Source organism: Hyalangium sp. (assembly GCF_035629615.1).
Taxonomy (GTDB): Bacteria; Myxococcota; Myxococcia; order Myxococcales; family Myxococcaceae; genus Hyalangium.
On the sequence record NZ_DASPHO010000707.1, the window covers coordinates 1 to 14,542 of the forward strand.

12 protein-coding genes are annotated in these 14,542 nt (G+C 69.0%); 5 read left to right on the top strand and 7 right to left on the bottom strand.

Annotation, left to right across the window (positions count from 1 at the left end):
• From VD972_RS35450 to VD972_RS35465, 4 genes are all read left to right on the top strand, one after another.
• On the top strand, nucleotides 1–1,502 hold a 1,502-nt coding region (locus tag VD972_RS35450; protein ID WP_324993240.1), incomplete at its 5' end, for a tetratricopeptide repeat protein.
• Nucleotides 1,503–1,602: 100 nt separating this feature from the next.
• Nucleotides 1,603–2,901 carry a sigma 54-interacting transcriptional regulator gene (locus VD972_RS35455; protein WP_324993251.1) on the top strand — a complete coding sequence of 433 codons (1,299 nt, stop codon included), beginning with the start codon at nucleotides 1,603–1,605 and terminating at the stop codon, nucleotides 2,899–2,901.
• Nucleotides 2,902–3,200: 299 nt separating this feature from the next.
• On the top strand, nucleotides 3,201–4,040 hold the full coding sequence (locus VD972_RS35460; protein ID WP_324993241.1) for a papain-like cysteine protease family protein: 840 nt from the start codon (nucleotides 3,201–3,203) through the stop codon (nucleotides 4,038–4,040).
• Nucleotides 4,041–4,149: 109 nt separating this feature from the next.
• The gene (locus VD972_RS35465; RefSeq protein ID WP_324993242.1) at nucleotides 4,150–5,637 is read left to right on the top strand and encodes a phospholipase D-like domain-containing protein; all 1,488 of its coding nucleotides are present in this window, start codon (nucleotides 4,150–4,152) and stop codon (nucleotides 5,635–5,637) included.
• Between the two features lie 52 nt (nucleotides 5,638–5,689).
• On the opposite strand, the gene VD972_RS35470 is transcribed toward VD972_RS35465, so the two are convergent.
• From VD972_RS35470 to VD972_RS35500, 7 genes are all read right to left on the bottom strand, one after another.
• On the bottom strand, nucleotides 5,690–6,505 hold the full coding sequence (locus VD972_RS35470) for a hypothetical protein (protein WP_324993243.1): 816 nt from the start codon (nucleotides 6,503–6,505) through the stop codon (nucleotides 5,690–5,692).
• Between the two features lie 21 nt (nucleotides 6,506–6,526).
• Entirely contained in the window at nucleotides 6,527–7,558 is a 1,032-nt protein-coding gene (locus tag VD972_RS35475; protein WP_324993244.1) for a peptidylprolyl isomerase, read from the bottom strand.
• Nucleotides 7,559–7,593: 35 nt separating this feature from the next.
• Nucleotides 7,594–8,784 (bottom strand): hypothetical protein, encoded by a 1,191-nt coding sequence (locus VD972_RS35480; protein WP_324993245.1) that lies wholly within the window; start codon nucleotides 8,782–8,784, stop codon nucleotides 7,594–7,596.
• Between the two features lie 304 nt (nucleotides 8,785–9,088).
• Complete coding sequence (accD, locus tag VD972_RS35485; protein ID WP_324993246.1) at nucleotides 9,089–9,940, bottom strand: acetyl-CoA carboxylase, carboxyltransferase subunit beta; 852 nt, start codon at nucleotides 9,938–9,940, stop codon at nucleotides 9,089–9,091.
• A 62-nt stretch (nucleotides 9,941–10,002) separates the two neighbouring features.
• Nucleotides 10,003–10,758, bottom strand: a complete 756-nt coding sequence (locus VD972_RS35490) for a 3',5'-cyclic-nucleotide phosphodiesterase (RefSeq protein ID WP_324993247.1) — start codon at nucleotides 10,756–10,758, stop codon at nucleotides 10,003–10,005.
• Nucleotide 10,759: 1 nt separating this feature from the next.
• The gene (locus VD972_RS35495; RefSeq protein ID WP_324993248.1) at nucleotides 10,760–11,410 is read right to left on the bottom strand and encodes a Crp/Fnr family transcriptional regulator; all 651 of its coding nucleotides are present in this window, start codon (nucleotides 11,408–11,410) and stop codon (nucleotides 10,760–10,762) included.
• Nucleotides 11,411–11,485: 75 nt separating this feature from the next.
• The gene (locus VD972_RS35500) at nucleotides 11,486–13,891 is read right to left on the bottom strand and encodes an adenylate/guanylate cyclase domain-containing protein (RefSeq protein ID WP_324993249.1); all 2,406 of its coding nucleotides are present in this window, start codon (nucleotides 13,889–13,891) and stop codon (nucleotides 11,486–11,488) included.
• Nucleotides 13,892–13,964: 73 nt separating this feature from the next.
• Between VD972_RS35500 and purM the strand changes: the two genes are divergently transcribed.
• Nucleotides 13,965–14,542 (top strand): phosphoribosylformylglycinamidine cyclo-ligase (purM, locus tag VD972_RS35505; RefSeq protein ID WP_324993250.1); only part of this gene is annotated, 578 nt, incomplete at its 3' end.

Here is a 14,542-nt window from a genome sequence, read left to right on the forward strand (position 1 = left end):
AGGCGGCCTTCGCGGCCACCGAGCGGCCCTTCGCGGAAGAGATGGCCTCGCGGGCCTCCCAGGTCCTCGAGAGCTACGCGGCCGAGTGGAAGCGGCAGAGCACCGCGGTGTGCGAGGCCGCACGCGTGCAGCCCGAGGAGCTGGTGGCGCGACAGGTGGTGTGCCTGGAGCGGCGGCGCAAGGACATGCGGGCGACGGTGGAGCTGCTGGCCGCTGCGGATGCGGCGCTGGTGGAGAAGGCCCTGGACGCCGCGCACGCGCTGCCCCTGTTGCAGGAGTGCGAGGACGTGGAGTCGCTCGCCGAGCAGCAGCGGCTCCCCACCAATCGCACCGTGCGCGCCGACATCGAGCGGCTCGAGGGGCAGCTCGCCGAGGTGAGGGCGCGGGTGGACGCCGGCCGCTACCCGGCCGCCCTGGAGGCTGCACGGCAGATCGAAGCGCAGGTCCTGTCCACCGGCTACCTGCCGCTCATCGCCGAGCTGCGCTTTCACGTGGGCTGGAGCCATGAGCAGTTCGGCGACTCGCCCGAGGCGTCCCGGGTGCTCTCCCTGGCCGTCTATGACGCCGAGGCTGGGCGTGCAGACCGGCTGAAGGCCGCCATCCTCAACAAGCTGCTCTTCGTGGAGGACGGGCAGGATCACTTCGCGCAAGCCGAGGGCTGGGGAGGGCTGGCGGAGGCGACGATCCAGCGCATTGGAGGCGATCCGATGCTGGAGGCCGACGTCCTGGTGAACCGGGCCAACCTGGCCATCTCCCAGAAGCGCTTTCCGGATGCGCGCACGCTGCTGGATCAGGCTCGGGCGATCCATCAGCGGACGCTGGCGCCGGGCCACCCGAAGCACGCACGGACCACCTTCCTGCTGGGGCGGGTGCTGCAGAGCATGGGCGAGCACGCGCGGGCGGTGGAGACGCTGGAGGAGGCGCTGAAGCAGACGGAGGCCTCGGTGGGCGCCTTGCACCCGGACATGGCGCGGCGCCATGGCACGCTCTCGTGGGCCCTGCGCAACCAGAAGGAGTACGGGCGGGCGCTGGAGCATGCGCGAGCGACGGCGGAGATCCGCAAGGCCACGCTCGGCCCCCAGAGCCTCCCGTTTGCCGAGGGCCTGGACGAGGTGGGCATGTGCCTGCTGGGGCTCGGGCGCCATGAGGAGGCGCTGAAGGTCTACGAAGAAGCCCTGGCGACCAAGCGTCAGATCCTGCCCGCCGATGCCGAGCAGCTCCAGTACACCTATGACGGTGTGGGGCAGGCCCTGCTGGGGCTGGGGCGGACACGCGAGGGGCTCGAGGCGCTGCGGCGGGCCGTCTCCATCACCCTGGCCCCGGCCGCCGAGCGGGCGGAGTCAGGCTTCGTCCTGGCCCGGGCGCTCTGGAGCGCTGGCAACCTCGTGGAGGCCCGAAGAGAGGCGGCCCAGGCTCGCGAGCGCTTCACCCAGGCTGGGCTGACGGAGCGCGCGGCCGCGGTGGACTCCTGGCTGGCCTCTTTGGCTGCCACCCGTCCCTGAGCGTGGTAGCGTCCCCTCCGTGTCGGAGTCGCACAAAGAAGAGGAAGGGCAGCAAGATCCCACAGCAAGCTTGCACGTGGCCAGAGCCGGCCGGGTGCGGATGAAGCTGCTGGTGCTGTCCGGTGCCGAGGCCGGGCGCAGCCTCTCGCTCGAGAGCCGAGAGTACCTGGTGGGCAAGGCCCCCACGTGCGATGTCGTCTTGAGCGACAAGGCCATCTCGCGCCAGCACCTGAAGCTGGAGGTTCGCGACGAGTCCGTGCGGGCCATCGACCTGGACTCTCGCAACGGCTCCTTCTACGAGGGGCTGCGCTTCTCCCAGATGGAGCTGCGCCCTGGGAGCGTCATCAAGGTGGGGACCACCGAGCTCAAGCTGGTGCCCGAGGACACCCGGGACCGCTCGCTGCTGCTCTCCTCGCGCGATCACTTTGGAGCCCTGGTGGGCGCCAGCCGCAAGATGCGCGAGATCTTCACCCTGCTGGAGCGCATGGCCTCTGGCGGCGCGGACGTCCTCATCCAGGGCGAGACGGGCACGGGCAAGGATCTATGCGCCGAGGCGCTCCACCAGGAGAGCCCTCGGAAAGACGGGCCCTTCGTCATCGTGGATCTGGCGGGCGTGCCCTCCTCGCTCGTCGAGTCGGAGCTGTTCGGCCATGTGAAGGGGGCCTTCACCGGCGCCCAGGGAGACCGGGCCGGGGCTTTCGAGCGGGCCAACGGGGGCACCATCTTCCTGGATGAGGTGGGCGAGCTGCCGCTGGAGCTTCAGCCGAGGCTGCTGCGGGTGATGGAGCGCCGCCAGGTGAAGCGGGTGGGCGCCAACGACTACCGCATCGTGAGCGTGCGGGTGATCGCGGCCACCCACGTGAACCTGGAGGACGCTGTCCAGGCCGGGAAGTTCCGCAGGGACTTGTTCCACCGGCTCGCGGTGCTGCGCGTCACCCTGCCCCCGCTGCGGGAGCGGCCGGAGGACATTCCCCTCCTCATCGACTCCATGTTGCAACAGGGGGGCCGCCCCCCCAGTGCCTTGTCGGACCAGACGCGGGCGCTGCTGGCCCAGTACCCGTGGCCCGGCAACGTGCGCGAGCTGCGCAACGTGGTGGAGCAGGTGGTGAGCATGGGGGAGGAGGCCCTGCCGGACATGGAGCCCCACCCCAGCGAGGGGGGTGGCTCCGGGAAGCCGGATCTCGACCTGCCCTTCAAGGAAGCCAAGGAGAAGCTCATCGAGGGCTTCGAGCGCGACTACCTCTCAGGCCTGATCGAGCGCTGCGAGGGCAACATCTCCCGGGCCTCCCGGGAGGCCGGCATCGACCGGGTCTACCTCCGGAAGCTGCTGCGCAAGCACGGGCTGGATCAGCGGACCACTCCCGGCAGCGCAGGTGATGACCCCAGTCATCAGGACTGAGGGCCCCCCGAGGGATGTTCCGGCCCCTTCTCCAGAGGGCCCGGCCCTGCTGCACCGGGCTGATGACTGCATTCATCAGATGATGGGTGGCGTCATCCTGCCCCGCGCGCTCGCAGCCCTTGTAAGCCCTTGAGAATCCATGCGCCGGCCCCGCTCCAGCTCCCTCACCGCCCTGGCATGCCCCTTGCCAATGTCCCCTGCAAGCCCTGACAGTCAGGGAAGATACCAAGCCGCAACTTTTCGCAGCCCTGCCCCGATAATTCTCTACCCGCAGTGCGCCCTATCCCCAGGAGAGCACCGTGAGCGTCTCGATCCCATCCAGCATCCTCAGGGCCTTCCAGAACCGGCAGGAGTCCTCCACGCCCGTGGGGCCGCAGAGCGCCCCTGGAGCGGTTCCGGCGCAGGCGCCCGTCTCCTCCCCTTCCAGCGGCCCGCGCGCGTTCTCCACCGATGGCTTCGAGCAGGCGTCCACGCAGCAGCAGGAGTGGGCCGCGAAGTTCGCGGCGGGCGCCGGGCTGCCACCGCTGGGCTCCTCGGCGGTGATCCAGCAGACCCAGGACAACAACTGCGGCGCCGCGGCGGCGCTCATGGCGGCAGGCCCCAAGGGCAGGTCGGCGGGAGTGTCGGACGCGCAGCGGATGGCGCAGCTCGAGTCGACGTTCACCGAGGGCAAGGGCACCACGCCGGAGCAGCTCTCCAAGATGCTGGCGCACGAGGGCGTGTCGGTGAAGCAGGCCGCCTTCAAGTTCGATCAGCACACGGTGGATCAGGCCCTGAGCAAGGGCGGCAAGCTCATGGTCATGGTGGACTCCAACCAGATCGCCCCTGGCGCGGACAAGCAGGCGGACGGTCGCCCGCACTGGGTGGTCATCGACGGCAAGGACGCCCAGGGCAACTACTCGGTGAAGGATCCGGGCACCGGCTCCAGCTATGGGGTGGACTTCAACCAGCTCAATAGCGCCGTGGACAACGGGTGGTGGAAGCACAACGGCGGCGGCACGCTCATCGTCGAGAACGCGCCGGCCGGCATGTCCGAGGCGGCGCTGGCCGACGCGAACTCGAAGCAGATCGTCCCGCTCGCGGACACCGAGGGTGGCGGCTCCAAGGCGGAGAAGTCCTTCGGCCGCGAGTCCTCCTAAGGCTGGGGGAACACCTGGGCTTCATGTGCACCCCGCGCTCGCATCAGCAGCGGCGGCAGTCCAGCGCTCGCTTTCACACTGAGCACTGGACTTGGCGCATCCTGCCCCCATGGACTTCCCCGCCCCACTGCCCAGATCCGACCTGGCCGAGCGCGCCTTTGATCGCGCCTCTGGCGCCCCGTTGGTTCCGGGCAACACCGTCCGCGTCCTCCTCGACGCCCAGGAGAACTATCCCGCGTGGCTCGAAGCGATCCGCTCGGCGCAGCGCTCCATTCTCTTTGAGAACTACATCATCGAGGAGGACGAGGTCGGCCTCGCCTTCGCGGAGGAGCTCGCCGGGCGCGCGCGCGCCGGAGTGAAGGTTCGCTTGATCCGGGACTGGCTGGGCTCACGCGCAGGCGCTTCACGTCGGCTCTGGAGCACGCTGGAGGAAGCAGGCGTTCAGCTGCGCGTCTTCAATCCTCCCAGCCTGGCGAGCCCCCTGGGCTGGGTCAGCCGCGATCATCGCAAGATGGTTGCGGTGGACGGGCGCGTCGGCTTCGTCAGCGGCCTCTGCGTCAGCAAGCGTTGGCTGGGCGACCCGGAGCGCCGCATCGCCCCCTGGCGCGACACCGGGGTGGAGCTTCATGGGCCGGCCGTCGCCTGGATCGAACGGGCGTTCAAGGAGGTCTGGGACCTCACGGGAGCGCCCCTTCCCGCCGAGGAGCTCTCGGTTCCCCATACCGTCGCGCGCGCCGGAGCTGTCTCCGTGCGCATCGTCGCGGGCCAGCCCACCTCCTCCGGTCTGTTCCGGCTGGACCAGATGATCGCCGCCGCGGCCCAGCGCACCCTGTGGCTCACCGATGCATACTTCGTCGGCTTCGTCCCCTACGTCCAGGCACTCCGGGTCGCCGCGAGGGATGGGGTCGATATCCGGCTCCTCGTCCCTTCCACCACGGACCTTCCCCTCATCAGTGCCTTGTCGCGCTCCGGCTATCGGCCGCTGCTGGAGGCTGGGGTGCGCGTCTTCGAGTGGAACGGCTCGATGCTCCATGCGAAGACCGCGGTCGCTGATGGCCGCTGGGCCCGCGTTGGGTCCTCGAACCTCAACCTGGCGAGCTTCGTCGGCAACTACGAGCTGGACGTGGCGATCGAGGACCCAACGATCGCCCGGACACTGGAAGACGTCTACCTGCGAGACTTGGCGAACAGCACCGAGATCACCCTGAGCGGCCATCGACGCGTCCAGCCCCTCGCTCCGAGAGACAAGTCGACGCCCAAGGGCTCAGGCCGGCCGCCCGTCGGCGCGGTCCGATTCGTCACCGCTGTCAGCGCGGCGGCGGCCTCCGGCACTCGAGCGCTCGGCGCGGTGGAGCGCGGAATCGAGCTGGCGGTGGCCGGGGGCCTGCTCGTCCTGGCCACGGTGGGCTTCCTGTGGCCGGCAGCACTCGCGTACCCCCTCGCGGTGCTGGGGGTGTGGCTCGCCATCACGCTGATGGTGCGTGAGCACAGGCACTCCAGGCAACGCAAGATCGACGAGAAGGCTTCCCCCCCAGGGCAAGCTCCGCGTGCCGCGGAGAGCGGCTCGACCGCCGCCCGAGAAGCAAACCCAGACTGAACGCCTGGAATCCCCGTGCCGCACAAAACCCTGCCAGCGGGGGAGGCCTCCGTCAGACGAAGAGCAGCTCGACGACCTGGAGCCGCAGCAGCTGGCGCGTGAACTCCTGCACCCGCTCCACCTCCGTCTGCCCCAGCCGCCTGCGGAGGGCGCTCTTCCAGTCCGTGCAGGCGCGCAGGAGGAGCTTGCGCACCTGACGGTTGGTGAGCCGCGGGTTGAGGTTGCGCAAGTGGGCGACGAGCGCCCCAAGCTGGGACACGCTCTGGCCAGCCACCATGAGCTGGGTGGCCGACCCTTCCTCGGGAGTCAGCCCCACCGCCACGAGCAGCGGGTTCACCAGCAGCGAGCGGGTGAACTCCAGCTCGTGCCTGATTCCCACCTTGGCCAGCTCGGCCACCATGGGGCCAGTGTCGTGACCGGGCACGATGGGCAGCACGTTCGCCGTCTCGCAGGCCTGGAGCACCGCCTCGTACTTCCGCCGGGACTCACGGCCGGCAGCACTGGCCTGGAAGGCCACAAAGGCCTGGCGCACCTCGGCCATCAGCGCCCGCAGCAGCGAGGCGTCGTCCACTGCCGGAGAGAGGCCCAGCGCCTGGGCCATGCGTGCCCGGCGCTCGGGGACAGTGCTCGGCTCCTCCCACACTTCATAGGTGATGGAGCTCTCGCTGAGCACCACGGACAGGTTGACCGCTCCCAGGCGGCCCGGGTTCTTCAGGAACTGGGTCAGCCGACCATGGACATCCTCCATGCCTCCGAGGAGCCGCTGCTGCAGCGCATCACGAAACCTCGCGCGGAGTTCCAAGGCTTGATTCTCTGCGCCCGAGCCCTCACCGCCCTCTGCCTGCCGCTGTACCCGTGCGACGCCCATGATGGATTCTCCTGAGTTGGCTCAGACAGGTGCGTTCCTGCCCGTCGAAAAGCGGACCTGCGCCCGGCTCATGACGTGCTCGACCGCCATGAGGTGCCACGCCATCTGGTCGATGCGCGCCTGGTGCTGCGGCTCGGCGCGCAGGGACGCAGCGACCTCCTCCAGCGTCAGCCCAGCGGCGGTGGCCTCCTCCTGGAGGAGCTTCTCCACCCGCTCCGGGGTGAGCGTGAGCCCGTCCCGCTGGCAGATGGCCCCCAGCGCCAGACCGAGCCGCAGCCGCTGCTCGACCTCGCTCCGGCTCGCCTCGTCCTGGAGCCAGGCGCGAAGCGACTCCTGCTGCTCCTGCTCGGTGAACTCCAGCTCGCGGACGGCGCGGCCCTCGCTGGCGCTCCAGCGCTGGCGGAGCTCCTGATCGATGAGCTCGGAGGGGATCCGCACCTGGGTGCGAGAGGCCACCTCGTCCAGAACCCGCTGCCGGGCCTGGAGCACCAGCACCTGCACGTGCTCCTCCCGCAGCTCCTGAACGACGCGGCGCGTGGCCTCCTCCAGCGTCGCACCGCGGCCGAAGGCCTGGAGGAACGCCGGGTTCTCCAGGTCCGGGTACTTCACCTCGCGCACGGCCTGGATGTGGACCAGGAAGCGGGCGGGAGCACCGCGCAGCGCCGGGACGGGGTACGCCTCGGGCAGGGTGAGCTCCACCACCAGTCCCTCGTTGGGCGAGCGGCCCACGAGCGCCTCGTACAAGCCGGGCAGCAACGGCTCGGGCTCCACGGGAAGCCAGGCATCCTTGCGGACGCTGAAGGGGATGAGCTGGCCGTTGGAGTAGCCGGCGATGCTGAGCAGCACCTCGTCCCTCCAGGCGATCCGCTCCGTGGGGTAGCGGTAGCGCTCGGTGGCGTGAGCGCGCGCCAGCTCGAGGAAGCGCTGCTGGACCTGCTCGGCGGTGAAGGCGTCGGGGGCAGGGAGGGTGACGGACAGCCCCTCCAGCGAGGGCGCCTTCACCTCGGGCAGTTCCAGTTGCTGGCCCAGCTCGGTCACATTGATGAAGTCCATGGCGGGTTCCTCCAGGAGGGTGGGTCAGCCAAGCGCTAGAAGATGCTCTTGATCTTGTCGCCGAGGCTCTTGAAGCCGTCCTTGATCTTCCCGGCGTTCTCGATCGCCAGGCCGGTGACGGAGGAGACCGCCGAGATGCCCGCGCCCACCTGGGAGACGATGGGGATGTTGGTGGCGGCGGCGATGGAGCCAGCGGCGGTGATGCTCGACGTCACCTTGGAGGCGATGCTCGCCTTGGGATCGCTGAGGGTGCGGGCAGCGATCGCGGTGTCCACGCCCGCCATGGCGATGTTGAGGCCCGGAGCGAAGCGGCCCGCCAGCCTCGCCGCAGTCCCCGCCCCCTTGGCGCCCACCTTGAGGGCAGCCTCCGCGCCCTTCGCGGCGTCGATGGCGCCATCCGCCACCTTGGCGCCCTTGGCCGCAGCCTGGGCGGCATCACCCGCCGTGGACGCCACCCCCGCGGCCTTCTGGCCCGCCTTGGCGACGCTGTTCTCGAGCTTGCCAGCCGCGTTCCCGAACCCCGCATCGCGGAGCTTGTCGGCGACCGTCATCTTGGTGGTGTTGGTGATGTTGCTCCAGGCGCCCTGCCCCTTGGCGATCGACGCCAGCACGTCGACGTTGCGCAGCGGCTTGCCGTTGTGCACGGCCTCGGCGGCCGCGTTGGCGATGGCGCCGGCCAGCTTGCCCTGGTTGCCCACCGCCGCGGTGGCGGCCTTGCCGATCTTGTTGAACGCCAGCGTGGACTCGATGGCGGCGGCCGTATCGAGCGCGCCCTTGGTGACGCCCAGGACGCCCCGGCCCAGCCCGAGCGCATGCTGAGCGATGGCCTGACCTCCCTCGTTGTTCTTGATCGCGTCCGCGAGGCCCTGGCCGTTGGACACGACGCTCGCGGCGCCGCCCGCCAGCCCCGCGCCGGCCTTCAGCCTGCCCAGCGGACCGGTGCCGGAGGCCCGGGCGTCAGCGGTCGCCTGATTGACGGCCCCTCCATGCCAGCCCTTCGCGGGGGAGCCCGCCTTGCTGAAGCTGTCCGCCACCTTCGAGGGGGGGCTCGAGGCCCCGGTGTTCGCCGCAGCCCCCTGAGTCGAGGCCGGCTTCGAAGCCGGAGTCGTCGCGGCAGGAGCGGTGTTGCTCCTGGTCAGCTCGGGCTTGGGGCTGGTAGCAGGCAGGGGCGCGCTGTTGGAGCGGTTCAGCCGGGCAGAGGGGTTGTTGGCGGCGATCGTCGTCATGGCGGCATCCTCGGAGTGGGGCTCTCTGTGGGGTGAGAGCGGGGTGGGTGACGGGCACGAGACAGAGCATGAGGTGTGCCAACGTCCACGTCGTCCGACAGCCCCCGCCATGTGCGGCCCGGTTCCGAGGGAGAAGCCGGGGCACACGCGTCCCCCAGTGCGCGCGGTGCCGCAGACGAACCGGCGCAGTGGGACTCCCGTCATCAGCGACGAGCCCCGATGCCGTGGGACTCCAGTCATCAGCTGATGGGCCGAGTCACCAGGGGCCGGTGAAGTGCCTTACCCGTTCCTCGACAGCGCCGAGCTAGCCCAGCAGGCCCAGCAGCTGGCCCAGCTTCGCGCGCAGATCCTTGCGCTGGACGATGGCGTCGATCATCCCGTGCTCCAGGAGGAACTCGGAGCGCTGGAAGCCCTCGGGGAGCTTCTGGCGGATGGTCTGCTCGATCACCCGCGGGCCCGCGAAGCCGATGAGGGCCTTGGGCTCGGCGAGGATGATGTCCCCCAGCCACGCGAACGAGGCCGCCACGCCGCCCGTCGTTGGGTGGAGCAGCACGGAGACGTAGGGCTTGTTGCCGGTGCGGAAGCGGGCAATCGCCGCCGACGTCTTGGCCATCTGCATGAGGGAGAAGATGCCCTCCTGCATGCGCGCGCCGCCCGAGGCCGAGAACAGCAGCGCCGAGCACTTCAGCTCGTACGCGCGCTCGAAGACACGCGTCACCTTCTCGCCCACCACCGAGCCCATGGAGCCGCCCATGAACTCGAACACGAAGCAGCCCACGGAGACCTGGTGGCCCTCGATGCGGCCTACGCCGGAGATGAACGCATCATTCTCCCCCAGGCTCTTGCGCGTGGACTTCAGCCGATCCTTGTACTTCTTGGTGTCCGCGAACCCGAGCGGGTCCTGCGGCTCCAGCTCCTTGTCGAACTCCTCGAAGCTGTCCGGATCCAGCAGGCCCGCCAGCCGGAACCGGGCGCTCCACGGGTGGTGGTGCTCGCAGTGCGGACACACCATCCAGTTCTTCTCCAGCTCCTGCCGGTAGATGATCTCGTCACAGCTCTCGCACTTGGCCCACAGGCCCTGCATGCGCGAGGGCTGCTCCTCCTGCGAGGGCTCCTGGCGAGTGGAAATACGGGGCTTCTTGGAGAACCATGCCATGGGAGGCGCGGGGTTAGTCTGGCCCGGGGCGTCCGTCAACCCCTGCGAGACGACGCAGCCCGTCAGAACTCGAAGGTGTCCCCGAGCTCGAGGACCCCCACCGGCAGTCCAGCCACCTCTCGCTTGAGCTGGCTCACGAAGGCCGGCTTGAGGTGGTACAGGAGCACCTCGGCGCCATTGCGCTCGAACTTGGAGAGCTCGGTCTGGAGCGTGCGGGGCGTGAGGTGCCCGGACAGATCCGCCAGCTCCTGGAGCGCGTTGGGGAAGCTCGTCTCCACCAGCAGCGCCTTCAGGTTCTTCACCTTGTTGAGCGTCCGCCACAGCTTGTCCGTGGGGCCGGTGTCGCCGCTCATGGCCAGGGAGGACTGGCCGTGGGTGATCACGAAGCCGCAGGACTCCACCGGGTGGCTCACGGGGATGGACTGCACGTGGTAGCGGCCCACCTGGAAGGCGCTCCCGGCGCGGAACGTCTTGATGCGCAGCACCGGATCCTTGCGCGTGGGGATGCGGGTGAAGTCCGGCCAGAGGGAGTTGTTGAACATGTAGTCGCGCAGCGCCTTGGCGCACTCACGCGACGCGTGGATGGTGACGGGCCCTTCCCGCCGGCCGATCACCAGATCCGCCAGCAGCGGCAGATCCTTCACATGGTCGAAGTGGCTGTGGCCGACGAGGATGTCGTCCACCTTACAGAGCTGATCGAGCGTGAGCGTGCTCGTGAGCGCCCCCGCATCCAGCGCGAGGACCTCATCCACGAGGAAGCATGTGGTCCGGCACGAAGGCAGCTCGCCGCCGTGACAGCCGAGGACTTTCAGCTTCACACTAGAGGTCTCCGAACTTCCACTTCATCTCCAGGTACTGGAGGAAGTCGTGCAGCCTGGCCGTGTCATACACGGTCAGTCTGTCACCACTGCGCTCGATGAGCCCAGCCCTCTCCAGGCGGTCCAGCATGTTGCGGATGGCAGGCTCGCCTACACCAATGAGCCGGGGGAGCTCGCGGACGGGGAAGTCCACCTCGATGCCCTCTTCCATGGGCCGGCCGCGCGTCTGGCAGACCTGGAGCACCTGGTGGACCACGCGGCTGGCCGGGTCGGACAAGAGCAGGTTCTCGATCTGGGAGTCCGCCTCGGAGAGGCGCTCGGCCAGCTTCTTGATCATCCGCACGGCGATCTCGGCGTTGCCGCGGATCATCGCCTCGAACGTCTTCGGGTCGATGACCAGGAGCTTGGCGTCCTCCATGACCGTGGCCGTGGCGTTCCTCGGCTTGTTGGAGATGATGGCCATCTCCCCGAAGAACTCGCCCGGCCCCAGCATGGCGAGCACCTTCTCCACGTCCCGTACCTTCTTGGAGATGGAGATCTTCCCGGACTGAAGGACGAACATGTCCTTGCCCGGCTCCCCTTCCTGAAAGAGGACCGTGCCCTTGGGGAACTCTTTGCCGAAACGTTGAAAGAGGGTTTCCTCGGCGCCCATCTGGATTCTGAGTCAAGCAGCCCCCACCCCCGGGGTCAAATTTAGATGGGGGTTCCCGAAGAAGCAGCCGTGCGCCTACTTCGTGGTCGCGGTGAACACCCCGTCCCATTCTGGCCCGGGGCGATTCCACTTGAGGGTGTTGATCTCCTCCAGGTAGCGCAGGGTGGGCCCATCCTCGGGCCAGAGGGCGATGACCCGGCGGAACTGGCTCTCGGCGGCGGAGAACTCCCGGGCCAGGAAGCCTGCCACCCCGGCCTCGAAGGCCTGGATGGCCTCGGCGTCCAGTCCGGTGGGGGCCCCCATGGCGCGCAGCTCATAGATGTCCGTGGGCTCGCGCTTTCCCTTGACTCGGACGACGCCGAGGCGCCGGGCGGTGACGTGGCCACGCGTCTGGGTGTAGGTGGCGGCGGAGATGAGGATGCGGGTGTCGTAGGCCTTGTTGAGGCCCTCCAGGCGTGAGGCCAGGTTCACCGCGTCGCCCATGACCGTGTAGTTGAAGCGGTTCTCCGTGCCCATGTGGCCTACGTTCATCAGCCCGCTGCTGATGCCCACACCGATGTCCACCTCGGGCAGGCCGACGGCGCGCCAGCGGGCCCGCAGGGCCGTCAGCTTCTCCAGGAAGCCCAGGGCGGCGGCGCAGGCGCGCACGGCGTGATCCGGCTGATCCACGGGGGCGCCCCAGAAGGCCATGATCGCGTCGCCGATGTACTTGTCGAGCGTGCCCCCGTTGGCGAAGACGACATCCGTCATGGGGGTGAGGTACTGGTTGATGAAGCTGACGAGCTGCTCGGGCGTCATGCGCTCGGAGAGCGTGGTGAAGCCGCGGATGTCGGAGAAGAGGACGGTGAGCTCCTTGCGCTCGCCGCCGAGCTTGAGCTTCTCCGGGTGGGCGAGCACCTGCTCCATCACGCTGGCGTCCAGGTAGTGCTGGAACGTCTCGCGCAGGCGGGCCTTCTCCACGTGCAGCTGGGTCTTCTCGGCATCCACGGAGAAGTAGCCCAGGAAGATGACGCCGAAGGCCGAGGTGACGAGGCTGACCAGCGGCATCACGGTGGCCACCTGGACGCCGCGGGTGAAGAGGACCTGGTCCACGACGATCCAGGCTGTCACGAGCAGCGCCACGGCCCCCAGCTTCCAGGCGAAGCGGACCCGGGGCAGCAGGCGGGCCAGCAGCAGGGCGGTGCCTAGCATGAAGAGCAGCTCCAGCGGCTGGGCCTCCTGGGGCCGGAGGAGGAAGTCCTGGGAGAGGATGTTGGAGAGCGCGGCGGCGTGGATGTAGACGCCGGACTCGAGCTCATTGAAGGGGGTGACCCGCTGGTCGAAGTTGCCCACCAGCGTCACGCCGACGAGCACGGCCTTCCCACGCACCGAGGAGGGAGGGAAGGTGCCGTCCACCACGTCCGCCATGCTCAGGGTGACGAAGCTGCTGGCCGGCCCCGGGTAGTTGACGAGCATGAAGGGCTCGTCGTGCGGCAGGGGCACGCGCAGCGGCAGCAGCTTCCCATCCGGGCGGCGCAGGCGGGCGCCGATGATCTGATTCTCAGAGGGATCAATCACTGCCTCCACCTTGGAGCCCAGGTACGCCGCCGCGGTCTGCAGCTCCAGTGAGGCGACGAGCCCGCGTGGACTCTCGAGCAGCGCGAACGGCGGCATGCGGCGCCAGGTGCCATCGGGATCCGCATCGGAGCTGAAGAACCCCAGGTGTTGGCTCGCCTCGGTGAACAGGGACAGTGGGAGCTGCGCGGACTCCATGCGCCAGCTTCGCAGCGTGGCGAGGTCCACCTTGTCATTGAGCGAGGACGAAGCGATCTCGCCCGGGAAGTCGCGGATGACGTGGGGCTCGAGCAGCCGCTTCCACTCCTCGGCCTTGCTGGAGAACTCCTCCCGATCCTTGGCCGGGTAGACGATGATGCCCTGGACGACCTGCGGGAAGCGGTTGAGGGACGCGGCCAGGATGGCGTCCGTGTTGACGGCGGCGCGCCGGCTCAGCTCCTCGCGGTAGTCGGCCAGGGCAGCGGCGCTCTCTGGAGTCGCCTGCGCGAGGGATCGATCCAGCTCCTCGAGCGCGCCCGCGTAGGCCTGGGCCCGCCGATCCACCACTTCGTCGGCAAAGATCATATCCAGCCCCACGGCCGCCGCCTCCGCCTCGCGCAGCCGATCGATGGCGCGAGCCAGGAGGTCTCTCGGCCAGGGCCAGAGCCCGTAGCGCTGAGCGCTCTTCTCGTCCACAGCGACGACGACCACGTCCGCGTGGGCCGGACGCGGGCCTCGGCTGGCGAACTGGAGATCGGTGGCGCGGCCCTCGGCGACCTGGACGACCCGGACGAGCAGCGGGACGGACTTGCCCTCGCCCTGGGTTCCGATGACGGGGGAGTCATCCACCCACACGTGCAGGGCGCAGAAGAGAACCGCCAGCCCGAGGGCCAGCGCCTCGAAGCGGTGGCGAGAGAGAAATGTCTTCATCCGGAAGTGGGGCGTCATGGTAGCCGCAAACGCGACACCTGCGCTCTACCAGCCGAGACAAGGCCGGGGGCTTGCCGGTAGAAGTCCGCCCGTGACGACCTACAAGCAGTCCGGAGTGGACATCGAGGCGGGAGACGCCTTCGTCGAGCGAATCAAGCCCTATGCGGCCCGCACGGTCCGGCCCGAGGTGGTGGCTGGAGTGGGTGGCTTCGGCGGCCTGTTCGCCCTACCGCCGGGCAAGTACCGCGAGCCGGTGCTGGTGGCGGGCACGGACGGGGTGGGCACGAAGCTGAAGGTGGCCTTCCTGGCGGGGCGGCATGGCACGGTGGGCATTGATCTGGTGGCCATGTCGGTGAACGACATCCTCACCTGTGGCGCCGAGCCCCTCTTCTTCCTGGACTACTTCGCCACCTCGCGGCTGGAGGTGGACGCGGCGGCCGAGGTGGTGAGGGGCATCGCCCTGGGTTGCGAGCAGGCCGGCTGCACGCTGCTGGGCGGCGAGACGGCGGAGATGCCGGGCTTCTACTCGCGGGGGGAGTACGATCTGGCCGGCTTCTGCGTGGGCGTGGTGGAGCGTGATCGCATCATCGACGGCTCGCAGACAGCCGCTGGCGACGTGGTCATCGGCCTCGCCGCCTCCGGCCCGCATTCCAATGGTTATTCGCTGAT

Excerpts from the sequence above, each read along its gene's own strand:
- VD972_RS35455 (WP_324993251.1), top strand. The coding sequence starts at position 1,603 with ATGAAGCTGCTGGTGCTGTCCGGTGCCGAGGCCGGGCGCAGCCTCTCG.
- VD972_RS35465 (WP_324993242.1), top strand. The coding sequence starts at position 4,150 with ATGGACTTCCCCGCCCCACTGCCCAGATCCGACCTGGCCGAGCGCGCC.
- VD972_RS35470 (WP_324993243.1), bottom strand. The coding sequence starts at position 6,505 with ATGGGCGTCGCACGGGTACAGCGGCAGGCAGAGGGCGGTGAGGGCTCG.
- VD972_RS35475 (WP_324993244.1), bottom strand. The coding sequence starts at position 7,558 with ATGGACTTCATCAATGTGACCGAGCTGGGCCAGCAACTGGAACTGCCC.
- VD972_RS35480 (WP_324993245.1), bottom strand. The coding sequence starts at position 8,784 with ATGACGACGATCGCCGCCAACAACCCCTCTGCCCGGCTGAACCGCTCC.
- accD (WP_324993246.1), bottom strand. The coding sequence starts at position 9,940 with ATGGCATGGTTCTCCAAGAAGCCCCGTATTTCCACTCGCCAGGAGCCC.
- VD972_RS35495 (WP_324993248.1), bottom strand. The coding sequence starts at position 11,410 with ATGGGCGCCGAGGAAACCCTCTTTCAACGTTTCGGCAAAGAGTTCCCC.
- VD972_RS35500 (WP_324993249.1), bottom strand. The coding sequence starts at position 13,891 with ATGACGCCCCACTTCCGGATGAAGACATTTCTCTCTCGCCACCGCTTC.